The organism is Ruegeria sp. BHSA123 (assembly GCF_059613425.1).
The window spans coordinates 49,882-73,037 of the sequence record NZ_JBXWSL010000007.1; the positions used below are offsets into that span (position 1 = coordinate 49,882).

A 23,156-nucleotide genomic window follows, 5' to 3' on the forward strand; every position below is an offset into this window, starting at 1 on the left:
GGCGCGCATTCAAAAATCGTACAGATTGACCCCAAGCAACGTATCCCCACGTCGCGTTGCGGCATCGAGGCTAATGCCATTAAGTGCAATGGCAATAGGCTTTATGTGAAAATACCTGATCCTTATTCGGAAAAGCCGGCCCTATGGCAAATTTAGCGCATAGAAGGGCGCGTGGGTTGGTTTTAAAAATGCCCACCAACCTCAAATAGTGTTCCCGCCTTGGGTGCAAGAAAAGTCCCAAGGCGGGTACGTTGTTCAGTCGCCGCGCAGTAGGGCCGCCACGCCGGTGCGGGCGATTTCCATCAGGCCCAGCGGGCGCATCAGGTCAGCAAAAGCGTCGATCTTGTCCGGCGCGCCGGTGATCTCGAAGATGAAAGAGTTCAGAGTGCTGTCGACCACATTGGCGCGGAAGATGTCAGCCAGGCGCAGCGCCTCGACGCGTTTGTCGCCTTCGCCCACGACTTTTATGATGGCCAGTTCGCGTTCAACCGACGGGCCTTCGACCGTCAGGTCATGCACGTCATGGACAGTCACGATCCGGCCCAGCTGCGCCTTGATCTGCTCGATCACCTGCGGCGTGCCGGTGGTGACAATGGTGATGCGGCTCAGGTGTCCTGTGTGATCCACCTCGGCCACGGTAAGGCTTTCGATGTTATATCCACGCCCCGAGAACAGCCCAATCACGCGGGCCAGGACACCGGGTTCGTTTTCGACCAGCACGGCAATGGTGTGGCGTTCCTGCACGTCCGAAAAAGTAGGCCGTAGGTTATAGGCCGAATGGCGGTTGGAGCCTTTTTTGATATGTAGGGCAGACATTTATGTCCCTTTCATCATCCTGTGTTTGCCGGGCGCAATGGTCGCCCGGCGGTAATCCTCGGACGGTATCAGACCAGAACCGAACCTTTGCTGTCGATCACGCCCTGCGTTTCGGCCTCACCCAGAAGCATCTCGTTATGCGCTTTGCCGGACGGGATCATCGGGAAGCAATTCTCGTGCTTTTCAACCAGACAGTCGAAGATTACCGGACCGTCGTAGTTGATCATTTCCATGATTGCGTCGTCCAGATCGGCGGGGTCGGAACACTGGATGCCTTTGGCGCCGAACGCTTCAGCGAGTTTTACGAAATCGGGCAGGGCTTCGGACCAGGAATGCGAATACCGCTCGCCATGCAGTAGCTCTTGCCACTGGCGGACCATGCCGAGGCGTTCGTTGTTCAGGATGAACTGCTTGACCGGAAGACGGTACTGAACGGCCGTTCCCATCTCCTGCATGTTCATCAGCCACGAGGCTTCACCGGCGACGTTGATCACCAGCGCGTCCGGATGTGCCATCTGCACGCCGATCGAAGCGGGGAAGCCGTAGCCCATGGTGCCCAACCCGCCCGATGTCATCCAGCGGTTGGGATCTTCGAACCCAAGATACTGTGCCGCCCACATCTGATGCTGGCCAACCTCGGTGGTGATATAGCGGTTATACTTTTTCGTCAGTTCTTCAAGTCGTTGCAGCGCATATTGCGGTTTGATCGACTTTTCGCTGTTGGTGTAGGACAGACAGTTGATCTTACGCCACTCAGAGATCTGCGCCTGCCATTTCTTGACAGCCGCTGCATCGGTCTTGCGCCCGCGTGACTTCCACACCTTCAGAATGTCTTCCAGAACATGCGCCACGTCGCCGACAATTGGAATATCCACACGGATGACCTTGTTGATCGAAGACGGATCAATATCGATATGGGCTTTCTTCGACTTTGGAGAGAACGCGTCGATGCGCCCGGTGATCCGGTCGTCGAACCGTGCACCGATGTTGATCATCAGGTCACAGCCGTGCATCGCAAGGTTCGCCTCGTAGAGGCCATGCATCCCCAGCATACCCAACCAGTTTTCGCCTGAGGCGGGGTAAGCGCCCAGACCCATCAGGGTTGAGGTGATCGGGAAGCCCGTGGAATCCACCAGTTCGCGCAACAACTGGCTGGCTGCGGGGCCAGAGTTGATGACACCACCGCCCGTATAGAAAACCGGCTTCTTGGCTTTCTCAATGGCTGCAACAAGCTCGTTGATTTCCTCCAGATCGCCTTTCAGCACCGGCTGGTAATGCGAGGTCGAAGGTTTCGGACTGTTGTATTCACCCGTGGCAAACTGCACATCCTTGGGAATGTCGATCAGAACCGGGCCGGGACGACCCGATTTGGCCACATGGAAAGCCTCGTGCAGCGTCTCGGCCAGCGAATTCGTGTCCTTTACCAGCCAGTTATGTTTGGTGCAGGGGCGCGTGATGCCAACGGTGTCGGCCTCCTGAAAGGCATCCGATCCGATCATGAAGGTCGGGACTTGTCCGGTCAGAACCACAATCGGGATCGAATCCAGCAACGCATCGGTCAGGCCGGTAACTGCGTTTGTGGCACCGGGACCAGAGGTTACAAGCGCAACACCTGGCTTGCCGGTCGACCGCGCATAGCCTTCGGCGGCGTGGATTGCACCCTGTTCGTGACGCACCAGAATGTGACGAATGTCGTTTTGCAGAAAGATCTCGTCATAGATCGGTAGGACGGCGCCACCGGGGTATCCGAATACCGTGTCCACGCCCTGATCCTTAAGGGCCTGAACTACCATCTTTGCGCCGGTCATCTCACGTGTCATCTGCTTTGCTCCGTTCGCGACATGTGTCTTGCGTTTGACAAAAAAAAGCCCCCGAAATTTCGGAGGCGCATGGGTTCGATTATGGTTTACCGTTACCGGCCCATGCGCGTGGTTCCTACGATTACGACTAGCGTTCTCATCGCCAGAGGCTCCTTTTTGCTTGGAGGGGACATTATGGTCGGTGGGGAGGAGCGTCAACAGGCAAATCCACCAATTTTCTATCTCAATGGCGGTATTTTGCGAAATTTTGTTGCGCAGATTGCCGCATGCTGGGAATTTCCGGGAAAAGGGCAGTCGTTTTCCTGAGGGCGGGACAGGTATGAAGGTCTGAATGCGTCAGGCCGATGTCTGAAACTGGCATGATCCGGTGATTTGTCTGCGTCACGCTGACCCTGTGGTCGCAAACGAGGGAGGCGGAGCATGTTACAGGACCTGGTAGATCTGGGACGATATCCGATTGATCGCCCGGATTCGCCAGCTTACAGGCGATTGATCGGGGATTTGCGGCGCGAGTTGGAACAGGACGGCTGTGCGGTTCTGCCGGGTTTCGCACATGCGCAAGGGATCGAGCTGTTGGTGCAGGAGGCCGACGAGGTGGCGCCCAATGCACACCGGTCTTTCAATCGCACAAATGCCTATTTCACCAAAGACGACCCACGGTTCGACGCCGCCCATCCGATCAGACGGTTCTATGACCGGTCGAACGCGTTTGTTCCTGCTGACAATTTTGCGCATTCCGGTCCTTTGCGCAGGATTTACGAGTTTAGCGGATTTCTTCCCTTCATTCGGGATGCGCTGGATGAGCCTGAGGACCGCTTCTTTCGTTACGATGACCCTCTGGCAGATGTGATCATCAATGTCGTGGAAGAGGGGCAGGGCTTTCCCTGGCATTTCGACACCAACAACTACACCGTGACACTGGCGATCCAGAATGGCGAGCAGGGCGGTGCATTCGAATACGCACCCAATCTGCGCACAGCCGAGGATGAGAATTTCGATCAGGTCGCGTCGGTTCTGGACGGAAACAATGAGCGCGTTCATCGGTTGGAGCTGCGACCTGGGGACTTGCAGATATTCAAAGGCCGCTACTCCCTGCACAGGGTCGCCCCGGTCAAGGGCACGCGGCGGCGGTATGTGGGTATCTTTTCATTTGTCGAGGCCGAAGGCATGTGTGGTGGGATCGAACGGACGCAGCAGCTCTATGGACGCGTGTTGCCACACCATTATGAGCGTGCGGGTTTGCGAAAAGATCAGTTGCTGGATTGAAGGGGCACTACCGGAGGTCAAGGCTCCCGCCCGTCGTCAACGCGCCTGTGGCGCGTCTTATCTGCTTGGGCCGGGCAGCGCTGCGCGCTGCGGTTGCGCAAAGATCAGAAGCCGACCCCCGTGCCTTGCAGCATGCCATGTTCCAGCGCATAGCGGGTCAGCCCGGCGGTCGAGGATATTCCCAGTTTGCGCTTGATGTTCTTGCGATGCGTTTCAACCGTTCGCACCGAGATATCCAGCTTTTGCGCAACTTCTTTGTTTGATTTGCCCTGAGCCAGTTCCAGCAGAATTGTTTGCTCGCGCCCAGTCAGCGCCTCGCGTGCGTTGTCGCCTTTGGGTTTCAGGGACCCACTTGCACCTGTGCACAGATACTGCTCACCCCGCATGACCGCATCGATGGCCTGCTTGATCTCTTCGGTTGGGACATCTTTGAGAACATAGCCTTTTGCGCCGTGGCTGAGCGCGGTCGAAATGTATTCGGGGCTGTCATGCATCGACAGGATCAGGATGCGCGTATCGGGCAGACGTTCCAGAATGATCTCCGTGGCGCTGAGTCCGCCGAGGCCAGGCATGTTCAGGTCCATCAGGATGACATCCGGGGCGAGGCCAACCGCCTGATCAACCGCGGCCTGACCGCTGCCGAGTGTTCCAACCACTTCGATATCGTCGTAGCTTTCAAGGATCGACTGAATGCCCTCGGCCACCATGGGATGATCGTCGACAATAAGAACTCGGATGTTTTTGGCGCTCATGTACCGGCCTTTCGGTTCGGAGTTGCGTCTTCCTGCGGAGGCAACAGGTGGCTCAGCGGCAGGCTGGCCTCGATTACCGTACCGCCGCGCGGTCCGCGTGATGACAGAATACGCAGCGATCCGTCAAGTTGCTCAATTCGCTCCTGCATGTTGCGCAGACCGATGCCGGTGGTCGGGGTCCCGGATTCTGCGCGCAACCCACGGCCATTGTCGGTGATCCGCATGGTTGCGCCTTTCTTGTGGCCGCGCAGGTCAATCGTCACATAAGAGGCATCCGCGTGGCGTTCGATATTTGTCAGCGCCTCTTGTGCGATGCGGTAGAGTGCGATCTTGCTGTCCTGATCCAGCCGGTTGCGGAATACGACGGTGGAAAACTCGGTCTCGATCCCGGTTCGTTCGCGAAAATCGTCGGTCAGAGCCTTCAACGCAGGTCCAAGGCCAAGGTCATCCAGCACGCCGGGGCGCAGGTCGCGGCTGATGCGGCGCACCTCGGTGATAGCGGTGCGAAGATGGTCAATGCCTTTGTCCAGCGGATCGCGCGCGCCTGCATCATCGCCGCGCAACAGCCGGCGGCGCGCATTGTCCAGCGCATAGCGCACACCCACAAGGATCTGGCTTATGCCATCATGCAGTTCGCGGGCAACCCGGCCGCGTTCCTCTTCCTGCGCGTCGAAGACACGCTGCGTCAGTTCTTTCAACTTGGCATCCGCCAACCGTCTCTCGCGAATGTTCAGCAACATGCCCGAAGCAAAAACAATCAGAACCGCAGCAACAACAATGGCGCCGATATACATGAAGGTGCGCTGCACGCGGGTCTCAACCTCGGCCCTTGCGTTGGCGACCGTGGCGACAATGTCGTCAATGAAGACCCCGGTACCCACGACCCAGCGCCAGTCCTGCAACCCGACGACATAGGCGATCATCTGCGCCTCATCCCCGGTCGAGGGTTTTTCCCACATGAAGCTGTGCCACCCGGCTCCCTGACGGGCGAGGCGAATGAACTCGTCAACGATAGGTGTGCCATCGCTGTCGGTCAGACCTTCCCAGTTGCGGTTGATGAATTGTGTCTGACGGGGGCTGACCAGATTGTTGCCATCATAATCGTAAACGAAAAAGAACCCGTCCTGCCCATAGATCATTGCCGAAAGTATCTGCGAGACAAGGTTCTTCGACACCTCATCGTCCGGTTCAGCGCGGCCATAGATATAGGCAAAACCATTGCGCGCCTGCGTCACGTAGTTGCGCAGTTCTTCTTTCTTGGCCTCGATCAGGCTGCGCTCCAGGGCTTCGATCTCGCGCTCAGCGGTCGCACGCGCCTCATATGCGACAAGCACAGCGATTGCTGCCACGGCCACAACCAGCGGGATTGCGGCCACCAGCGACAGTTTCTGCGCATAGGTCAGCGAAATCAGATGTCGGAGTCTTTGCATGGACGAATCGATACGCAAGCGGCGGCAAAAATGCAAAAAGATTGGCGTTGGTCGGTGAAATTCCGGTATTTGGGACGTATTTGTTGGAGTTTTCAATCGGAAATTTCACCGCATCCCCCAAAGAAATCGATTCTCTACGCAGTAGTAGGTATTCCCTTTCGCTTCGCTCACATTAGGCTGACGCGCACTGAATGCGACAGGTCCGGTTCTGCCGGATCGTGACTATGAAGGGGAGGAACACTCATATGGATCGTCGTTCATTTCTGAAAAAATCCGCGCTGGGCGGTTCGGCAGCCGCAGCAACCGCTCTGGCGGCTCCGGCCTATGCACAGGGACAGCGCACACTGACCATGGTGACCTCGTGGGGTCGTGGTCTGGCTGGCGTGTTTGACAGCGCGCAGCGTTGTGCCGACAGCATCAACGCCATGTCGGATGGCAGCCTGAATGTTGAGATCAAGGCGGCAGGCGAACTGGTTGGCGCGTTCGAGGTGTTTGACGCGGTGTCGTCCGGCCAGGCCGACATGTATCACGCCGCTGACTATTACTTTGTCGGTCAGCACCCGGGCTATGCGTTCTTTACGGCAGTGCCTTTCGGCATGACCGCACAGGAACTTGTGAACTGGTACTATCATGACGGCGGTATGGAGCTGCATGATGAGCTGGGCGAAATCTTTGGCCTGAAGTCATTCCTGGCCGGTAACACCGGTGCGCAGGCGGGCGGCTGGTTCTCGAAAGAGATCAACAGCCCCGAAGACTTCAATGGTCTGAAGTTCCGTATGCCCGGTCTGGGCGGTAAAGCTCTGGGCAAACTGGGCGCGTCCGTTCAGAACATCCCCGGTTCCGAAGTGTATCAGGCGCTGTCGTCCGGCGCGATTGACGGAACCGAGTGGATCGGACCCTGGGCCGACGAAAAGGCAGGCTTCCAGGAAATCACCAAGACCTACTACACCGCGGGCTTCCACGAGCCGGGCGCAGGTCTGTCGCTGGCAACCAACCGCGACGTGTTCAATGAACTGACCCCGGCCCAGCAGAAGATCATCGAGATCGCTGCCGCCGAAGCGCACCAGTGGAACCTGGCGCAGTTCCTGGCCAACAACGGTGCCGCCCTGCAGCGCCTGCAGGCCGGTGGCGTCAAGGTTTTGGAATTCCCCGACAGTGTCTGGGATGCGTTCGGCAAGGCCAGCCAAGAGGTTCTGGACGAGAACATGGGCGACGAGCTGTTCAAGAAGATCTACGACAGCGCAATGCCGTCGATGGCGGCTTCGTCGGCATGGAACAACCTGTCGTCGGGTGTCTACACCGCACAGCGTGACCGTGTTCGCGGCTAAATCTTCCTGATCAAAGGAAAAACGGTTTCCCCGCGCCTTGCGGGGAAACCTTTCCCGTTGCGCGAAAGGACTTGGGCAAGCCACAATAGGCCTGCGCGCAACTGAGACGACCTGGGGACAACATGCAGGACGAAAACGGTATCTCGTTCTTCGGCGCCCTGTGGAATGGACTGGTTTGGTTCATTCAGAACATTGCCGAAGCCTTCTATAATTTCGGATATGCGATCACGCATCCGCAGCTCTGGCTGGACTGGTCTGACAAGGCGTCGATCATGCGCTTTGTCTATTACGGCGGTTCGGTCGAATTCTTCTTTGTGGTGTTCACCTTCTTTCTGGTTCTGACAGCCGTCGGGTTGTATTACAGAAACTTCATGTGGGCCATCGTGCGTGGCCTGGAAGGGTTTGCAAACACCACCGGGCGGTTCTTTGCCTGGGCGGGTCTGCTGATGGTAATCCAGCAGATTGTCATCGTATTCATGCAACGGGTCTTTACCCGTCCCGATATGTCCTTCGGTCTGGGAATACCGTTCCAGATGGATATCAGCTGGTTCGCGGAAGAGCTGAAACTGTATAACGCCATGGTCGTCTGTCTGTGCTGTACATACACATTTGTGCAGGGCGGGCATGTGCGCGTTGATCTGATCTATGCCGGTATCAGCCACCGCGCCAAGCGCGTGGTCGATATGTGCGGTGCGTTACTGTTCATGATGCCAATGGCGGTGCTGACCTGGATGTACGGCTGGTTCTTCCTGTGGCGTCACCTGATCGTGCCGAACCCTTCGGCCAGTGACGCGCTGGACCGTCTGGTAGCCAAGTCCCGTGCCTTGCGCTGGAACGTGGAAACCATCGGGTTCAGCCCCAACGGGTTCAATGCCTACTTCCTGTTCAAGATCCTTCTGGTGGCGTTTGCGGCCATGGTGTTCCTGCACGCCATCGCGTTTTTGTACCGGTCGTATCTGGAATACGTGGAAGGGCCGGACAGCATCGGAAAATACCTCGACAAGGACAGCCTTGGTGAGGGCGAAGAAGCCTATGAAGGCGCGCATTAAGGGCGGAGACAAAGACAATGCTATTCGGACTTGATGGCGTCGAGATAGGCCTCATTATCGTATTCTTTTGCCTTTTCGGGGGCATTCTTTCCGGCTTTCCGGTGGCTTTTGCCATCGGCGGGGCGGGGATCATATCCTTTGGCATCATCGCCGCGCTGGACAGTGCGGGGTTGCTGATCCACCAGGCGATTGATGTTGGATCGCAAAGTTATCGGGACCTTGTGAATTCCGGGATCAAGCCGGACACCATATCGGTGTTCCGATACCCGGATTTGCCAAGGCTCGCCGAACCGGTTTTTGCCTCGGGCTGGGAAACCGCGCTGGACCGCAACGTTTCGTTCATCGTGAACCGCATGAACGAGCGCGTACTGGCCGGACAATCCATCGAGACCCTTCTGGCCGTGCTCATGTTTGTTCTGATGGGCATCACGCTGGAACGTTCGAAGATTGCCAATGATCTGCTGACGACGATGGCACGTGTTTTTGGCCCGCTTCCGGGTGGTCTGGCCGTGTCAATTGTGGTTGTGGGGGCGTTTCTGGCGGCTTCGACCGGTATCGTTGGCGCGACCGTTGTGACGATGGGCCTGCTGGCGCTTCCAACCATGTTGCGCAACAACTATTCACCGGAACTGGCGACCGGTGTGATCGCGGCATCGGGCACCTTGGGGCAGATCATTCCGCCGTCGATCGTGATCGTCCTACTGGGCACATTGGCAGGAGATCTGTATTCGACAGCCCAGGAAACCAGGGCTGTTGAGGCCGGTTGCACCGACGCGCTGACCTATCTGGGTGAGCCTGCGGTTGTCTCGGTCGGGACATTGTTCCAGGCTGCGCTGTTGCCAGGGATCATGCTGGCGCTGCTCTATGCGCTCTATGCCTTTGGTTATGCATTGCTGAATCCACACAAAGCGCCCGCTGTGGCTGTGTCCGGTGGTTCCGGGGAACCCATTACGCGGTCAGAAGGCCTGACATGGTTGCTGGGTGCGCCTGTAGCCCTGATCGTCGGCGCGGTCCTTTTGGGCAATGTCGGTGTGATCGGAAGCCAGAACATCTCGGTCTCGGCCTTCTCGGATATCGGCGAGGGTGCGTCGCTGCGGACCAACGTATCGGAAGAATGCAAGGCGTCAATGATCGACCTGCATGGGCAGGCTGCATGGGATCAGGCGGTTTCCGAGCAGGAAGCCATTGATGCCGCGGGCGGCACAACCCAAGCGCATCGCCTGACAGAAGAGGAACTGGCTGCTGAACAGCAAAAAAGGATTGCCGATGCGGCACCGATCGGCACCGGAGTGGCGGTTACCCTCGTCCTGCTGGGTCTGACCCTGGTTCTGGGCCGAGGGATCGCACCGTCGCGGTCACCGCAACCGCTGATACTTGGCGCAATCGGGCTGCTGCTGATGGCGTTGGTCGATATCCTGATAATATCGCCTACCACATCCTCTGGCGTGACTTTCGTGCTGCTCGCCCTGCCGTTCGCGCTGGCCATGTATGGTTGCAAAGAGGCTGCGGCCCGCTGTGCCACAAACGATCTGATCCGCGTGGTCTTCCCGCCGCTTGTTCTGATCATCGCGGTGCTGGGCTCGATCCTGGGAGGTGTCACCAATCCGACACCGGCGGCTGCGCTGGGCGCGGGTGGCGCGATCATGCTGGCCGCCTATCGCAAGCTGCAGGATCAGGGCCGTTCGGGCAAAGTGGTCATCTGGTCGACCTTCGCCGTTGTCATTGCACTGCTGATGGGGGTCAACTTTGACCTGCGTATCAATCAAGGCAGTGTGACGGTGGAAACCTGGATCGCCTTCATCATTGCTTATGCGGCCTACCTTTACGCCCTGTTCGGGCTGCTGTACGGATGCTGGGTGCTCTATTCCAGCGGTGTTTTGACCCCGGTGGTGCGTGAGACAGCCAAAGTGACCTCGATGGTGTTCACCATCCTCATCGGATCGCAGTTGCTGAACCTCGTGGTGATTTCATTCGGAGGGGAGCATTATATCCAGCAATTCCTGAAGAGCTTTGACAACGAGTTCACGGTTTTCCTGATCGTGATGCTGGTGCTGTTCATTCTGGGGTTCGTGCTGGATTTCCTCGAGATCATCTACATCGTGATCCCCATCGTGGGCCCGGTGATCTATGGCGGCTCGTTCGATCCGAAATGGGTCACGATCATGGTGGCGGTGAACCTTCAGACGTCGTTCCTGACGCCACCTTTCGGGTTTGCGTTGTTCTACCTTCGAGGGGTTGCGCCGAAAGAGGTCACAACTGGTCATATCTATCGCGGGATCGTTCCGTTTGTTCTGATCCAGGTTATGGGGATCGCGATCTTGTGGTTCTTCCCGACGATTGTCACGATCGTTCCGGACCTGATGCCAAACTGATCCGATCCGGAAGAGAATATTGCAAAGGGGGCCGATTGGCCCCCTTTTCTGTTTGTTTCGGGCAAGGGGCCAGCCCCTTCTTGGCCTGCGGCCAATTCATCCCCGGGATATTTATAGCCAGATGAAGATGCGGATCAGGTGAACTGGATCAGGTCCCAGCGATTGCCGAAGGGATCACGCCAGACAGCGACGATGCCATAGGGTTCGTGGCGTGGGTCTTCTTCGAAGTGGACATCCCCAGCGCGCATATCTGCGTGGTCACGATAAAAGTCATCGGTTTGCAGGAAGAACCCAACGCGCCCGCCGGTCTGGTTGCCTATGGCGGCGGTTTGTTCAGGTCCGTCAGCCTTTGCCAATAGAAGGCATCCGCTGTCCGAACCTGGAGGCGCGATGAGAACCCAGCGCTTGCCATGGCCGAGGTCGATGTCCTTGATGAGTTGGAAGCTGAGTGTCTTTGTATAAAACAAGATGGCGTCGTCGTAATCCGGCACAACAAGGGTGACGGCATGCAGGCTTTGTTTCATCGCGCGGTCAGCCTTTGGTCGGATGCCGGTCAGGGAGCTGGATATTGGCGACCTGTTCGGCGATTGGCGGCGCCGACAAGGGGTGATGCGATGTGCCGGAATAAGCATCCGGATCACTGATCTTTTGCCACCCCCCCTGAATATACGCCTCAAGCCCAGAAAACTTGGCTTTGTAGCCCATCTTGGGACTGCCGGGGACCCAGTACCCCAGATAGATATAGGGCAGGCCCGCCTCACGTGCGATGTCGATATGGTTGAGGATCATGTAGGTGCCGAGTGAGTTCTGCGGCTGTTCCGGGTCGTAGAAGGAATAGACCATGCTTAGCCCGTCATCGAGCACATCGGTCAGGCTGACGGCGATCAACTCGCCCGTTTCAGGATCGGCATATTCCACAACGCGGCTGCGGATCGGTGTTTCCTCGATCATCGCGGCGAATTCGAAAACGTCCATGTCAGCCATGCCACCATCGGCGTGACGGGTGTCAAGATAGCGGCGAAACAGCTCGTATTGCTCATCCGTGGCCCATGGCGAGGTTGCGCGGCGTTCCAGATACCCGTTCCGCTTTGCCGTGCGTTTCTGGCTTTTGGTCGGACGGAAGGCTGAAACATCGATCCGGGCCGACAGGCAGGCTGCGCAATCCGTGCACGAAGGCCGGTAGAGTACATTCTGAGACCGGCGAAATCCTTGTTGAGACAGGGAATTGTTCAGCTGTTCAGCCCCTTCGCCTTGCAGGGCGGTGAACAGTTTACGTTCCATCCTGCCGCCAAGATAAGGGCAGGGCTGCGGTGCCGTGACATAGAATTGTGGCGCAATTGGCAGCGTATGTCGCATGAAATCCCCATCCAGCCTCGGGAGGGATGATAGCAACCGTTCCCGAGACCGCCAAGTGTTTCACGCAACCTTGCGTCAGGCCCGTTGATTGATCATGACGGTGCCCAGAAAACTGTCGGTCAGACCCTGGCCACGGGCGCTGGTCATCATCATGATGACCGAGATGATCTGGACCACGGGAAAGGCCATGCTGACGAAATAACCAGCTGTGTGGGCAAGCGCCTTGCCCAGATCCATTCGTTCTCCGAACGCATCGCGCAGCTCGATCCCCATAAAGCGCATTCCCAGCGTGGCTGAGCCGTTGGCGATTGTCACTACCCGGTAGACGAAGCTAACAACCGCGTAGATCAGGGCCAGAAAAAACAGACCCAGAAAGGCGGTTAAAAGGATTGCCACCGTGCAAAGCAGCGAAATGAAGGCGATATCGAACAGCCAGGCAACGAAGCGTTTGGTTGTCACCGAACGATAGAAATCAGGTTGGGTGTCCGGGTCGGGCAGATGGTTCATTCGATAGGTCCGAAAAACTGGGGTAGGGGTACCCTGTCCCGAAACACCGGGGCAGGGCAAGGTCAATCAGGCGGGCTCGCCCTTGCCGTCTTCGTCATGGCTTTCGCGGGCGCGTTCATCCATGAATTGATCGAATTCGGCTTTGTCCTTGGCGTCACGCAGGCGGCGCAAGAAGGCTTCGAAATCCTGTTGTTCGCGTTCCAGGCGGGCCAGGGTATCTGCTTTGTAGGCGTCAAAGGCGCTGTTGCCTGAGGGCTTCATTGCACTCATGTGGCTGTGCCAGGATTTGCGGCGGTTGCAGGATTTGCTGAACATGCGTTTGCTCCAGATCATATAGGCCAGCAGGGCAAGGCCAACGGGCCAGAAGAAGATGAAACCAAGAACCATGGCGGCGATCCAGGCCCCTTTGCCTTTGTCATCCAGCCAAGCTTCGGTTCGGTAAAGCCATCCCGGATTCGCGGGGACGGCGGGGTCGGACAATGCGGTCATTTGAGCTCTCCAGGGTTGATGTAAACTCTATTCACATTGCATAGATGGGGTACCGTTTGGACGGGTGCAAGGGGTAATGTGAAAAAGATTTACATTATGCAATCCGGTTGACGTTTCAGGATCTGGCTCGCAGGGTCCGGGTATGGATAAGACGGACAACAAAGCTGCCCCTGCACTAAAGGACATTCTTGAACTGGAAACGCAGGTCTGGGTGGCGCTGGTTGATGGTGATGCAAGCGCCGACCGCGCCTTGCTGAGCGCGGATTTTCTGGGCGTTTATCCCACAGGATTTGCCAATCGGGACGATCACGTCGGGCAATTTGCAGATGCGCCAACGATGGCCGAGTTTGATCTGAGTGACGCTCGGTTACGCGTTCTGACACCGGATATCGTCTTGCTGTCCTACCGTGCCGATTACCTGCGCCCGGGTGCAGATCGGCGCGAGGCGATGCTGATTTCATCTTTGTGGGAACGAAGAAACGACGTTTGGGTCAACAGCTTCAGTCAGGACACGCCGGTTCAGGAAACCTGATCAGAATGCCCCATTGACGATTACGTCCCGTAATGCGCAGGGTGCGCGCATGACTGACGCTCTTGCCATTACCCGCCTTCCGCGTGCGTTTGATCCGTCCCTGGGCGATGAAGCCCGCGCTCTGATACCTGATCTGTCGCAGGAGATGGGAGAGCTGGTGGCGGGGGCGGCCGGGTCCAGCCCATATCTTAAAGGCCTGATAGAGCATGAAAGGGAATGGTTGCCTGATGCCTTAGTGCGCCCGGACCAGGCGCTGACTGAAGTCATGGCGGATGCGCGTGAGCTGCCGCCGGATCAGCTGAAATCCGGCTTGCGGCAGGCCAAGCGGCGTGTGGCGCTGTTGACCGCGCTTGCCGACATCGCAGGTGCCTGGCCGCTTGAGAAAGTCACCGCGGCACTGACCGATTACGGGGCACTGGCCGCAGATGTTGCGGCCAAGGCCGAGATTGCGACGTTGATCCGGCGCAACAAACTGCCGGGTATGACCGAGGACGATATCGAAACTGCCGCCGGGATGGTCATTCTGGCCATGGGCAAGATGGGCGCGCATGAGCTGAACTACAGCTCGGATATCGATCTGATTGTGCTGTTTGATGAGACACGGTTTGACCCCGACGACTTCTACGAGGCCCGGCAGGGTATGGTGCGGGCAACGCGGAACTTCTGCGCGACGCTTAGCGACAAGACTGCCGATGGCTATGTTTTCCGTACAGATCTGAGGCTGAGACCTGATCCCGCCGTAACACCGGTCTGCATGGCGATGGAGGCCGCTGAACGGTACTACGAAAGCCTTGGCCGCACGTGGGAGCGCGCAGCATATATTAAGGCCCGCCCCTGCGCCGGAGACTTGGCCGCGGGGCAGCGGTTTCTGGACACATTGCGCCCTTTTGTCTGGCGTCGCCATCTGGATTTTGCCGCCATTCAGGACGCGCATGATATGCGTCTTCGAATTCGCGAAAACAAGGGTACGGGCGGGGCCTTGTCGATCCCCGGCCACGACATGAAGCTGGGGCAGGGCGGTATTCGCGAGATCGAGTTCTTCACCCAGACCCGTCAGTTGATCGCAGGTGGCCGCGATCCGGATTTACGGGTGCGCGGAACGGTCCCGGGGTTGGCGGCGTTGGCGTCAAAAGGCTGGGTGCCGCAGGATGTCGCGGACAAACTGACCGATCATTATCGGGCGCATCGCGAAGTCGAACACCGCATTCAGATGGTTCATGATGCACAGACGCATAAGGTGCCGAAATCACCGGAAGGCATCGAACGCATCGCCTGTCTGATGGGGATCGGCAGCGACGAACTGAAACAGGACCTGAAAAACCGCCTGACGGAAGTACACGAACTGACCGAAGGTTTTTTTGCGCCCGGGCCCGGTCCTGCACCTGTGGCGGCGCAGGATGTGGAGTTTGACCAGAGTGTTCTGGCCCGGTGGACGACCTATCCGGCCTTAAGGTCCCAGCGCGGGTCGCGGATATTCGAACGGTTGCGGCCCGAGCTGCTGTCGCGTCTTGCCAAGACCGCCAAACCGGACGAGGCGTTGATGGCGCTGGACGGGTTTCTGTCAGGCCTTCCTGCCGGGGTGCAGCTGTTTTCATTGTTCGAGGCCAATCCGCAACTGATTGACCTACTGGTCGATATCGTTGGCACGTCTCATGCTCTGGCCTCGCATCTGTCGCACAATGCCTTGGTTTTCGATGCGGTGATCGGCGGCAGTTTCTTTGCCGATTGGCCGGGGCAGAAGGCTTTGCAAATCGAACTGGCCCGTGCGCTGGCGGAAGAGCCTGACTATGAAACCCGGCTCGACCTTGCGCGGCGCTGGTGTAAGGAATGGCATTTCCGGGTCGGTGTCCACCACTTGCGCGGTCTGATCGACGGGGCACAGGCAGGCCGGCAATATGCAGAGCTTGCACAATCGGTGATTGCCGCCATCCTGCCATATGTTGCCGAAAATTTCGCCCGCAAACACGGGCCCGCACCGGGGCGCGGAGCGGCGGTGTTGGGCATGGGGTCGCTGGGCGCAGGACGGATCAATTCGCAATCCGATCTGGACATGATTGTGATCTATGACCCGCAGGATCAGGACATGTCCGATGGTCCGCGCCCTCTGGCCACGCGCACCTATTATGCGCGGTTCACGCAGGCGCTGATCACAGCACTTTCAGCTCCGATGTCACAGGGGCGGCTGTATGAAGTTGACATGCGCCTGCGCCCGTCCGGCAATCAGGGGCCGGTCGCCACCAGTTGGGCCAGCTTTACCAATTATCAGCAGAACGAGGCCTGGGTGTGGGAACATCTGGCCCTGACCCGTGCTCATGTCGTTGCGGGTGATGCCGGTTTGGCAAATGATATCGAAGCGTTCCGCGCCGGGTTTCTGTCGCGCCCACGCGAGCGGGACAATGTCTTGCGCGAAGTCGCCGAGATGCGAACGCGCCTGGCCGCAGCCAAGGCACCTGCCGGGATTTGGGATGCCAAAAACGGGCCCGGCCGCCTGATGGACATCGAACTGATGGCCGAAACCGGTGCCTTGCTGGCAGGGACTACGGCACGCGATGTGTCCTCGGGCCTCGATGGAGCCGTCGCTGCCGGGTTGCTGGATGTCGCGCAGGCGCAATCCCTGAAAGACTGCTACAGCCTATGCTGGTCGGTGCAATGTGCGGCCCGGCTTCTATCGGGCAAAGTCATCGAGGCGGAGCAGATCGGTGAAGGAGGTGTGGATTTCCTGTGCCGTGCCACCGGGTTTGAACAGGTCGATGCACTGCAACGGGCATTGCAGGAGAGTTACACAACTGCGGCCGACCTGATCGGCAGCGTGATCCAAGAGGGCGAAGATGGCACGCAGCACTGATCCCAATGACCACAAAGGTCTGATCCAGGAAGCTTATCGCATCGAAGGCATCACCCTGCCGGAATGCCGCAGCATATTTCTGGACTGGGCGCTCAGCCTGCCCGAAGAGCGTGACCAGAACACGGCGCTGACCGAGTTGCATGCGGCATACGCGCTGCACAGCCCGGATCATCCCATGACTCAGGTTCTGTCCGAGGGCCTTCAGGCGGCCCAAACCCCGAAACGGCGCGGTGGCTGGCGTTCGCGAAGCCGCTAGGTCTTTTCCATCGGCACATTCGCGACTAAGAGGGCACCATGACCCAATCTGCCGACCGCCCCCGTATCCGCCTGAAACCCAAAGCCAACGCGCGCGGCCTGCGCCATGGCTTCCCTTGGGTCTATGCAAATGACATCGTCACCGACCGCCGTACGCGCAAGATCCCCGCAGGCGCTCTGGCGATTCTCGAGGATGACACTCCCGCAGCGCTTGCGCTGGTGGCGGTCAATCCTGAGTCAAAAATCATGTGCAGGGTGCTGGATCGTGATACCAACGCGCAGTTGGACAATACTTGGTTCGAAACCCGCCTCAGCCGCGCCCTTGCACTGCGTGAACGTCTGTTTGATGCGCCTTTCTACCGTCTGGTCCATGCCGAGGCCGATGGCTTTCCCGGTGTGATCATCGACAGGTTTGGCGATACCTGTGTCATCCAGCCCAACGCGGCCTGGGCCGAGGTGCATCTGGATACGCTCACCGAAGCGCTAATCAAGGTCGCAGGCGTGACGACGGTGCTGAAAAACGCCTCGGGCCGCACGCGCGGGCTGGAAGGGCTCGACGATGAGAACCTGACTTTGCACGGCACAGCACCCGACGCGCCCCTGCCTGTGCCAATGAATGGTGCCACGTATATGGCCGACCTGACCGGAGGTCAGAAAACCGGCCTGTTTTACGATCAACGCCCCAACCAAGCCTTTGCCTCACGGCTGGTACATCCCGGAGCGCAGGTGCTGGACGTGTTCAGTCATGTCGGCGGCTTTGGTCTGGCGATGCTGGCCGCAGGTGCCGGACGGGCCTTATCCGTCGATGGGTCTGCGGCCGCGCTGGAACTGGCCACCAAAGGTGCCGAGGCTTCGGGCCTTGCCGACAGGTTCCAGACCCGGCAGGGCGACGCGTTCGATGTACTGACTCAATTGGGGGACGAGGGTGCGGTTTTTGACGTGGTCATTTGTGACCCACCTGCCTTTGCCCCATCAAAACAAGCGCTGGATTCGGGTTTGCGCGCCTATGAACGTATCGCACGGCTTGCCGCACCTCTGGTCAAACCGGGCGGCTATCTGGGGCTGTGCTCGTGTTCTCATGCCGCCGATCTGGGACGGTTCCGCGATGCCTCCTCCCGCGGGATCGGCCGGGCGGGCCGAAAGGCGCAACTGATCCACACCGGATTTGCTGGGCCGGATCATCCGCAACTGCCGCAACTGGCGGAAAGCGGCTACCTCAAGGCGGTGTTCTACCGCCTATGAAGGCTGTTCTCGACACTTGCGTCCTCTATCCCACGGTCATGCGCGAAATGCTGTTGGGCGCCGCGCGATTGGGATATTTCACCCCGATCTGGTCCGCCCGCATCCTCGAAGAATGGGCCCGCGCCGCCCGCAAGCTGGGCCCGACGGGGGAGGCGCAGGCGCGTGCTGAAATCGCGCTGGTGCAAGCGGCCTGGCCGGATGCCGAACGTCCAGCGAACGAGGGTCTTCAAAACCGTCTGTGGCTGCCGGACGCCGCAGATATCCACGTGCTGGCCACAGCAATCGCGGCTTCCGCTGATCTGATTGTCACGGTAAATGCCAAGGATTTTCCCAGAAATATCTTGACTGATGAAGGGCTTGACCGGCAAGATCCCGACAGCCTGTTGTACAGCTTCTGGCAGTCAAACCCAGAAGGCATGAGCACACTTGCCACACAGGTCCTTGCCGAAGCCGATCGCCTCTCAGGCGAACAATGGACCCTCCGCGCGCTCATGAAAAAAGCCCGGCTTCCGCGATTGGGCAAAGCGCTCGCCATCTGAGCGGGATCCAGCTTCATCTGGCCAAAAATATCCCGGAGAGCGCGAGAAGCTGGCCTCTCGCAGCACAGGCATCACCCGCGTGCCCAACGCTGTTCAAGCTTTTCCAACGCCGCAACACGTTCATCTGTCTTGGGATGGCTCATCAGCCAGGCCGGGACCACCCCGGCGCGCTGCTGTGTCAACTCTTCCAGCTTGTGAAACAGTGATTTCTGCGGGCCGATTCCGATACCGGCTTTTGTCAGCAAAGCTGCTGCGTATTCATCCGCCTCATACTCGTCCTGCCGCGACAGGCGCGAGGCGATCAGTGCGGTCAACGCATTGGCAATCATCGCCCCGACAAAGGGGATGAACCTGTTCAGAACCATGATCAGCGCCGTTCGCATCGCATTCTGCCCTGAAAAATCGATCATCCGCCGCCGTGCGTGACCCAGCGCCACGTGCCCCAATTCATGCGCAATTACACTGGCCATTTCCTCAGCCGAAACCTCTCCGTTGTGGAACTTGCGGTAAAATCCCCGCGTGATGAATATCCGCCCGTCCGGCGCGGCCAGCCCGTTCACCGGGTCGATCTCGTAGATATAGACCGGCACCCGTTCGATCCCGAGCGCCGCCGCCAGCCGGTCGGTCATGCGTTTCAGCGCCGGATCGGCAAGTTCCGTCGATTTCGCATCCAGTTCACGATGGGTGCGCCAGACGGAAATCCGGTACATCACAATTCCATAGGCAATGGCCAGCAGGATCGGGGTCAGGCGAAGCATGGGCTAGATATGGTAGCACTGGGCTTTTAGGGCAAACGAAAAATTCAGGGGCCGCTTTTGGGACAAAGCTACCGCCAGAATTCTGCGATCCTGCGGCAGCTTTGTTGATCTATAGGATGCGATGTAGCAATCAAAGACCTGTAGACGGCTCAACTTCCAGTATGACGAAAGTCTTCTTTCCATTGACGTCGAATTTCTGAACCACGTCACCGTCGCGAACGACCGTCAGACAACGATAGCGGCCTTCATCTGCTACCATGGAAACACAAACCTGATCCGTATCAGTGATCGCAAATGCTCCCGTACCCGTCCAACCGCCGTTGGTTAATTCGCCACTGACGATATTGTTCGGGTCGTAATAGAAACGGAACGTCTTCTCTCCGGAACTGGCTGTGACCCTGTTTCCGATCAGTAACTCGGCTATCTGTTCTGCATTCAGCTTTTTGCCGCCATTGGCCAATGCCGCTTCAAGGTCAGTTTGCGCGAAGACCGAGCCGCCGGCACAGGTTATTGCGGCCGCCATGAGCAGTGTTCTCAACCGTGGCATGTTCCTTCTCCTTTCATGATGGGGGAAACGTATCGGGATGATTTCCCGCCATACGGAAGTTAGAAGGATTCCGGCCGCGGCACTTGATCGAAAGCTGATATTTCCTGACATTTAGATGACAATTGGCAAAATCCGTTGAGCGACAAACACAGCCGGATGTAAGTTGAACTATGTACAGGTTTTTGGATTTTGAACTTGACCCGGCAAAAGGTTTGAGCCGCAGCGGACATCCGGTGGCATTGGAGCCTCAGGCACTTCAACTGCTTGAATTACTGATTAGAAACCGCAGTCGAATCGTCACCAAGGATGAAATAGTTGATGAAGTCTGGGCCGGAAAGGCCATAACGGACGCAGCTCTGAACACGCGAATCCGCTCTGTACGAAAAGCACTGGGCGATAGCGCGGCGAGTTCGGAGTACATCAAGACGCTTCCCAAGCGCGGGTTTCAGTTCGTTGCGCCGGTCGTTCAAAACGAGCCTTCGGAACAGCAATCTGGCAGGCCTTCAAAACGGCTTGCTCTTGCTGCGAGCATTGTTTCGGCGTGTGCTCTTGCCATTGTCTTTTTTTCTGTCTCCTTTGAACGGCAAGGATTGCCAGATACCGAAACCCCGTCATTGGCTGTTGTTCGTTTTGATAATCTGGGCGGTGATAACGCGGGGCAGTACTTTGTCGATGGTCTTACAGACGATCTGACCACTCACCTGTCACGCAACCGTGACTTGTTCGTCGTTTCCAGCGCGACGATGTTTTCTTATGCGCGTGGCGAGGCGAGCCCGATCGAAATCGCCCGCGAACTGGGGGTCGATTACATCGTCCGGGGCAGCGTCCGACGCGCTGGCGATCGGGTGCGGGTTAGCGGAGAACTTATTGATGTGGATGCCAGCGAAACTATTTGGGCAGAGAGTTTCGAACGGCAAACAACGGGTATCTTTGCGGTTCAGGACGAGATTAGCCAAGCAATCGCCGGGCAATTGTTGCCGGAAATATACCTGTCGGACGCGACGCGCTCACAGGGAAAGCCAACCCAGGACATGGGAGCGTGGGATCTGTACCTTCGCGGTCGGGTGCGTCAATCCGAGTTTACCAAGGAGGCACAAGAGGAAGCCGCAAGCTACGCGCGGGAAGCGATTGCGGCTGATCCTGGTTTTGCCGCAGCCTACAGCCTGTTGGCTCGTGCCCTTGGGACGACTTTCTTCTTCCAATGGGCAGACACCCCGCAGAACACGCTCATATCCGCTACCGAAGCCGCTACGCGAGCTATAGAACTCGACGGTCAGGAAGCGCAGGCCCACGCGGCATTGGGATATATTTACCGGTTTACCGGCGAGGCGGATCCTGCCATCGCAAACCTCGAACGCGCGGTCGCTCTCAATCCCAATGACGCTCGTATCCGTTTGGAACTGGCGCATACTTTCGATTGGTTTCGTATGCAGGACCGTGCGTTGCCGGAGATTGAAATGGCCATCAAACTGAGTCCGCGCGATCCGATGCTGCAGAACATGTACTTTTATAAAGGGCATATCCTGTTTCATCTTGGACGCCACGAAGAGGCGCTGGATACTGCAAGGCAGCTGGGCACTGTCGCGACAAGCAACACCTGGCGTCTGTTTCATCATCTACTGCGCGCCGCAAACCTTGCCGAAATGGATCGACCGGAAGAAGCTCATGAGGCCGTGGAGGCGGCTATGCGCATTAATCCGAAACTTTCAATTTCGGCGATGAAGAGACAGTTCGCAGGATCGAAAAATCATCCAGAAAACCGAAAAATCTGGTTGGCGAGTTTGAAAAAGGCTGGTGTGCCGGATTAGGTGCAAAAAACAAAGAAGTTCGAAGACTGGACGCTCGTAAGTTGGAAAATTGGTCGCTATGGCCTCAAACCTGCCATCAGTCTCTACCGCGTCAGCTCGCGCATTCCCTTTTCAAGACCAGCCAGTGTCATGGGCACCATGCGATCTTCAAAGATGTCGCGGATCATGCTGATGGAATGGGTATATTCCCAGTATTTCTCGGGCACCGGGTTGATCCACAGGTTTGCCGCCCACTGTTCGCGCGCGCGTTGCAGCCAGACCTGACCAGCTTCCTGATTCCAATGTTCATTGGCACCGCCGGGATAGGCGATCTCATAGGGGCTCATCGAAGCGTCGCCGACAAAGATGCACTTGTAGTCGGACCCATAGGTGCGCAGCACTTCGTGGGTCGGGGTCTGTTGGTTCCAGCGGCGGCGGTTGTCCCGCCAGACCCCTTCATACAGGCAATTGTGAAAGTAGTAATATTCCAGATGCTTGAACTCGGTTCTTGCAGCGGAAAACAGCTCTTCAACCACCTTGATATGCGGGTCCATCGAGCCGCCGACATCCAGAAACAACAGTACTTTGACGGCGTTGTGGCGCTCGGGCCGGGTTTTGACATCCAGATAGCCATGCTCGGCCGTGGCGCGGATGGTGCCGTCCAGATCCAGCTCTTCGGCTGCTCCCTCCCGCGCCCAGCGGCGCAGGCGTTTCAGGGCGACCTTGATGTTGCGGGTGCCCAGTTCAACCGTATCGTCGAGGTTCCTGAATTCCCGTTTGTCCCAGACCTTGACCGCACGCTGGTGACGGCTTTCTTTCTGACCGATACGGACGCCTTCGGGGTTGTACCCATAGGCCCCGAACGGAGAGGTTCCTGCGGTGCCGATCCACTTGTTGCCGCCCTGATGACGGCCCTGTTGTTCCTTGAGCCGTTCGCGCAGTGTTTCCATCAGCTTGTCGAACCCGCCAAGCGCTTCGATCTCGGCTTTTTCCTCCTCCGACAGGTGTTTCTCGGCCATCTTGGCGAGCCAATCGGCAGGGATATCGACAGCTTCCAACACCTGATCGAAACTGATCTCGCCCAAGCCCTCAAAGCTGGCGGCAAAGGCGCGGTCGAATTTGTCTATATTGCGCTCGTCCTTCACCATCGACACCCGGGCAAGGTAATAAAACGCTTCGACATCATAGGTGACCAGACCCTTTTTCATGCCTTCCAGAAAAGTCAGATACTCCCGGAGTGATACCGGGATGCCCGCTTTGCGGAGGTTTTTGAAAAAGGGCAGGAACATTGCGTCATGCCACCATGCGAAGCAGAACCAGCGAGATCACCAGCCCCACAAGCGCAAAAGCGATCCCATATCCGGCGGCATACTGTGCCATGTCAGCGCCGTTTCCATTGCGTTTTTTTGCGGTCAAAGCACCCAGGATTGCACCCAGTATCGCCATTCCCAGTACTAGCAACATAT

23 protein-coding genes are annotated in these 23,156 nt (G+C 57.8%); 11 read left to right on the forward strand and 12 right to left on the reverse strand.

What is annotated here, in order from left to right:
* Positions 1–255: 255 nt before the first annotated feature.
* Positions 256–816 (reverse strand): acetolactate synthase small subunit, encoded by a 561-nt coding sequence (gene ilvN / locus AC2FNC_RS05655; RefSeq protein ID WP_209503637.1) that lies wholly within the window; start codon positions 814–816, stop codon positions 256–258.
* Positions 817–884: 68 nt separating this feature from the next.
* Entirely contained in the window at positions 885–2,636 is a 1,752-nt protein-coding gene (locus AC2FNC_RS05660) for an acetolactate synthase 3 large subunit (RefSeq protein ID WP_480493004.1), read from the reverse strand.
* Positions 2,637–2,705: 69 nt separating this feature from the next.
* On the opposite strand from AC2FNC_RS05660, the gene AC2FNC_RS05665 reads away from it, so the two are divergent.
* A complete protein-coding gene (locus tag AC2FNC_RS05665) occupies positions 2,706–2,942 on the forward strand; it encodes a hypothetical protein (RefSeq protein ID WP_480473309.1) in 237 nt (78 codons plus the stop codon).
* A 114-nt stretch (positions 2,943–3,056) separates the two neighbouring features.
* Positions 3,057–3,902, forward strand: a complete 846-nt coding sequence (locus AC2FNC_RS05670; RefSeq protein WP_480493005.1) for a HalD/BesD family halogenase — start codon at positions 3,057–3,059, stop codon at positions 3,900–3,902.
* Positions 3,903–4,006: 104 nt separating this feature from the next.
* Here the strand turns inward: AC2FNC_RS05670 and AC2FNC_RS05675 are convergent, their stop codons facing one another.
* Positions 4,007–4,654 carry a response regulator transcription factor gene (locus AC2FNC_RS05675; RefSeq protein ID WP_267363844.1) on the reverse strand — a complete coding sequence of 216 codons (648 nt, stop codon included), beginning with the start codon at positions 4,652–4,654 and terminating at the stop codon, positions 4,007–4,009.
* Entirely contained in the window at positions 4,651–6,084 is a 1,434-nt protein-coding gene (locus AC2FNC_RS05680) for a cache domain-containing protein (protein WP_480473303.1), read from the reverse strand. Before AC2FNC_RS05680 ends, AC2FNC_RS05675 begins: the two co-directional genes overlap by 4 nt.
* 245 nt (positions 6,085–6,329) lie before the next feature.
* Between AC2FNC_RS05680 and AC2FNC_RS05685 the strand changes: the two genes are divergently transcribed.
* The 3 genes from AC2FNC_RS05685 to AC2FNC_RS05695 all read left to right on the forward strand — a co-directional run bounded on the left by AC2FNC_RS05685 (position 6,330) and on the right by AC2FNC_RS05695 (position 10,833).
* Entirely contained in the window at positions 6,330–7,412 is a 1,083-nt protein-coding gene (locus AC2FNC_RS05685; protein ID WP_480473301.1) for a TRAP transporter substrate-binding protein, read from the forward strand.
* Positions 7,413–7,534: 122 nt separating this feature from the next.
* Positions 7,535–8,461: a TRAP transporter small permease subunit gene (locus AC2FNC_RS05690; RefSeq protein ID WP_480553749.1), complete on the forward strand. Its 927-nt coding sequence runs from the start codon at positions 7,535–7,537 to the stop codon at positions 8,459–8,461.
* Positions 8,462–8,478: 17 nt separating this feature from the next.
* On the forward strand, positions 8,479–10,833 hold the full coding sequence (locus tag AC2FNC_RS05695) for a TRAP transporter large permease (RefSeq protein ID WP_480493007.1): 2,355 nt from the start codon (positions 8,479–8,481) through the stop codon (positions 10,831–10,833).
* 134 nt (positions 10,834–10,967) lie between these two features.
* Here AC2FNC_RS05695 and AC2FNC_RS05700 read toward each other — a convergent pair whose 3' ends face one another.
* The 4 genes from AC2FNC_RS05700 to AC2FNC_RS05715 form a co-directional block, all read right to left on the reverse strand.
* Positions 10,968–11,357 carry a VOC family protein gene (locus AC2FNC_RS05700; RefSeq protein WP_480624503.1) on the reverse strand — a complete coding sequence of 130 codons (390 nt, stop codon included), beginning with the start codon at positions 11,355–11,357 and terminating at the stop codon, positions 10,968–10,970.
* Between the two features lie 7 nt (positions 11,358–11,364).
* Positions 11,365–12,189 (reverse strand): arginyltransferase, encoded by an 825-nt coding sequence (locus AC2FNC_RS05705; protein WP_496714790.1) that lies wholly within the window; start codon positions 12,187–12,189, stop codon positions 11,365–11,367.
* Between the two features lie 75 nt (positions 12,190–12,264).
* Positions 12,265–12,696 carry an RDD family protein gene (locus AC2FNC_RS05710; RefSeq protein WP_480473291.1) on the reverse strand — a complete coding sequence of 144 codons (432 nt, stop codon included), beginning with the start codon at positions 12,694–12,696 and terminating at the stop codon, positions 12,265–12,267.
* A gap of 66 nt (positions 12,697–12,762) precedes the next feature.
* Positions 12,763–13,185: a DUF2852 domain-containing protein gene (locus AC2FNC_RS05715; RefSeq protein WP_480473289.1), complete on the reverse strand. Its 423-nt coding sequence runs from the start codon at positions 13,183–13,185 to the stop codon at positions 12,763–12,765.
* Positions 13,186–13,327: 142 nt separating this feature from the next.
* Between AC2FNC_RS05715 and AC2FNC_RS05720 the strand changes: the two genes are divergently transcribed.
* From AC2FNC_RS05720 to AC2FNC_RS05740, 5 genes are read left to right on the forward strand one after another with little or no spacing between them, the layout of a single operon-like run.
* Positions 13,328–13,717: a DUF4440 domain-containing protein gene (locus AC2FNC_RS05720; RefSeq protein WP_496714791.1), complete on the forward strand. Its 390-nt coding sequence runs from the start codon at positions 13,328–13,330 to the stop codon at positions 13,715–13,717.
* Positions 13,718–13,766: 49 nt separating this feature from the next.
* The gene (gene glnE / locus AC2FNC_RS05725) at positions 13,767–16,562 is read left to right on the forward strand and encodes a bifunctional [glutamate--ammonia ligase]-adenylyl-L-tyrosine phosphorylase/[glutamate--ammonia-ligase] adenylyltransferase (protein WP_496714792.1); all 2,796 of its coding nucleotides are present in this window, start codon (positions 13,767–13,769) and stop codon (positions 16,560–16,562) included.
* Positions 16,546–16,818 carry a hypothetical protein gene (locus AC2FNC_RS05730; RefSeq protein WP_480517387.1) on the forward strand — a complete coding sequence of 91 codons (273 nt, stop codon included), beginning with the start codon at positions 16,546–16,548 and terminating at the stop codon, positions 16,816–16,818. The genes glnE and AC2FNC_RS05730 overlap by 17 nt, the downstream gene beginning before the upstream one ends.
* Before the next feature lie 38 nt (positions 16,819–16,856).
* Positions 16,857–18,059 carry an RSP_2647 family RNA methyltransferase gene (locus tag AC2FNC_RS05735; RefSeq protein ID WP_496714793.1) on the forward strand — a complete coding sequence of 401 codons (1,203 nt, stop codon included), beginning with the start codon at positions 16,857–16,859 and terminating at the stop codon, positions 18,057–18,059.
* Positions 18,056–18,598: an RSP_2648 family PIN domain-containing protein gene (locus AC2FNC_RS05740; RefSeq protein ID WP_496714794.1), complete on the forward strand. Its 543-nt coding sequence runs from the start codon at positions 18,056–18,058 to the stop codon at positions 18,596–18,598. Before AC2FNC_RS05735 ends, AC2FNC_RS05740 begins: the two co-directional genes overlap by 4 nt.
* A gap of 71 nt (positions 18,599–18,669) precedes the next feature.
* Here AC2FNC_RS05740 and AC2FNC_RS05745 read toward each other — a convergent pair whose 3' ends face one another.
* On the reverse strand, positions 18,670–19,356 hold the full coding sequence (locus AC2FNC_RS05745; protein WP_480473277.1) for a M48 family metallopeptidase: 687 nt from the start codon (positions 19,354–19,356) through the stop codon (positions 18,670–18,672).
* A 130-nt stretch (positions 19,357–19,486) separates the two neighbouring features.
* Positions 19,487–19,903: a hypothetical protein gene (locus AC2FNC_RS05750; protein ID WP_496714795.1), complete on the reverse strand. Its 417-nt coding sequence runs from the start codon at positions 19,901–19,903 to the stop codon at positions 19,487–19,489.
* 182 nt (positions 19,904–20,085) lie between these two features.
* On the opposite strand from AC2FNC_RS05750, the gene AC2FNC_RS05755 reads away from it, so the two are divergent.
* On the forward strand, positions 20,086–21,711 hold the full coding sequence (locus AC2FNC_RS05755) for a winged helix-turn-helix domain-containing tetratricopeptide repeat protein (RefSeq protein WP_480553741.1): 1,626 nt from the start codon (positions 20,086–20,088) through the stop codon (positions 21,709–21,711).
* An 83-nt stretch (positions 21,712–21,794) separates the two neighbouring features.
* Here the strand turns inward: AC2FNC_RS05755 and AC2FNC_RS05760 are convergent, their stop codons facing one another.
* Together AC2FNC_RS05760 and AC2FNC_RS05765 are read right to left on the reverse strand one after the other, a co-directional pair.
* On the reverse strand, positions 21,795–22,979 hold the full coding sequence (locus tag AC2FNC_RS05760) for a vWA domain-containing protein (protein WP_496714796.1): 1,185 nt from the start codon (positions 22,977–22,979) through the stop codon (positions 21,795–21,797).
* Positions 22,980–22,983: 4 nt separating this feature from the next.
* Positions 22,984–23,154, reverse strand: coding sequence for a hypothetical protein (locus AC2FNC_RS05765; protein ID WP_209503658.1), 171 nt, complete (start codon positions 23,152–23,154; stop codon positions 22,984–22,986).
* Positions 23,155–23,156: the final 2 nt, after the last annotated feature.

What these genes read in the sequence shown, in the direction of transcription:
- ilvN (WP_209503637.1), bottom strand. Translation starts at nt 816, where the DNA reads ATGTCTGCCCTACATATCAAAAAAGGCTCCAACCGCCATTCGGCCTAT.
- AC2FNC_RS05660 (WP_480493004.1), bottom strand. Translation starts at nt 2,636, where the DNA reads ATGACACGTGAGATGACCGGCGCAAAGATGGTAGTTCAGGCCCTTAAG.
- AC2FNC_RS05665 (WP_480473309.1), top strand. Translation starts at nt 2,706, where the DNA reads ATGGGTTCGATTATGGTTTACCGTTACCGGCCCATGCGCGTGGTTCCT.
- AC2FNC_RS05670 (WP_480493005.1), top strand. Translation starts at nt 3,057, where the DNA reads ATGTTACAGGACCTGGTAGATCTGGGACGATATCCGATTGATCGCCCG.
- AC2FNC_RS05675 (WP_267363844.1), bottom strand. Translation starts at nt 4,654, where the DNA reads ATGAGCGCCAAAAACATCCGAGTTCTTATTGTCGACGATCATCCCATG.
- AC2FNC_RS05680 (WP_480473303.1), bottom strand. Translation starts at nt 6,084, where the DNA reads ATGCAAAGACTCCGACATCTGATTTCGCTGACCTATGCGCAGAAACTG.
- AC2FNC_RS05685 (WP_480473301.1), top strand. Translation starts at nt 6,330, where the DNA reads ATGGATCGTCGTTCATTTCTGAAAAAATCCGCGCTGGGCGGTTCGGCA.
- AC2FNC_RS05690 (WP_480553749.1), top strand. Translation starts at nt 7,535, where the DNA reads ATGCAGGACGAAAACGGTATCTCGTTCTTCGGCGCCCTGTGGAATGGA.
- AC2FNC_RS05695 (WP_480493007.1), top strand. Translation starts at nt 8,479, where the DNA reads ATGCTATTCGGACTTGATGGCGTCGAGATAGGCCTCATTATCGTATTC.
- AC2FNC_RS05700 (WP_480624503.1), bottom strand. Translation starts at nt 11,357, where the DNA reads ATGAAACAAAGCCTGCATGCCGTCACCCTTGTTGTGCCGGATTACGAC.
- AC2FNC_RS05705 (WP_496714790.1), bottom strand. Translation starts at nt 12,189, where the DNA reads ATGCGACATACGCTGCCAATTGCGCCACAATTCTATGTCACGGCACCG.
- AC2FNC_RS05710 (WP_480473291.1), bottom strand. Translation starts at nt 12,696, where the DNA reads ATGAACCATCTGCCCGACCCGGACACCCAACCTGATTTCTATCGTTCG.
- AC2FNC_RS05715 (WP_480473289.1), bottom strand. Translation starts at nt 13,185, where the DNA reads ATGACCGCATTGTCCGACCCCGCCGTCCCCGCGAATCCGGGATGGCTT.
- AC2FNC_RS05720 (WP_496714791.1), top strand. Translation starts at nt 13,328, where the DNA reads ATGGATAAGACGGACAACAAAGCTGCCCCTGCACTAAAGGACATTCTT.
- glnE (WP_496714792.1), top strand. Translation starts at nt 13,767, where the DNA reads ATGACTGACGCTCTTGCCATTACCCGCCTTCCGCGTGCGTTTGATCCG.
- AC2FNC_RS05730 (WP_480517387.1), top strand. Translation starts at nt 16,546, where the DNA reads ATGGCACGCAGCACTGATCCCAATGACCACAAAGGTCTGATCCAGGAA.
- AC2FNC_RS05735 (WP_496714793.1), top strand. Translation starts at nt 16,857, where the DNA reads ATGACCCAATCTGCCGACCGCCCCCGTATCCGCCTGAAACCCAAAGCC.
- AC2FNC_RS05740 (WP_496714794.1), top strand. Translation starts at nt 18,056, where the DNA reads ATGAAGGCTGTTCTCGACACTTGCGTCCTCTATCCCACGGTCATGCGC.
- AC2FNC_RS05745 (WP_480473277.1), bottom strand. Translation starts at nt 19,356, where the DNA reads ATGCTTCGCCTGACCCCGATCCTGCTGGCCATTGCCTATGGAATTGTG.
- AC2FNC_RS05750 (WP_496714795.1), bottom strand. Translation starts at nt 19,903, where the DNA reads ATGCCACGGTTGAGAACACTGCTCATGGCGGCCGCAATAACCTGTGCC.
- AC2FNC_RS05760 (WP_496714796.1), bottom strand. Translation starts at nt 22,979, where the DNA reads ATGTTCCTGCCCTTTTTCAAAAACCTCCGCAAAGCGGGCATCCCGGTA.
- AC2FNC_RS05765 (WP_209503658.1), bottom strand. Translation starts at nt 23,154, where the DNA reads ATGTTGCTAGTACTGGGAATGGCGATACTGGGTGCAATCCTGGGTGCT.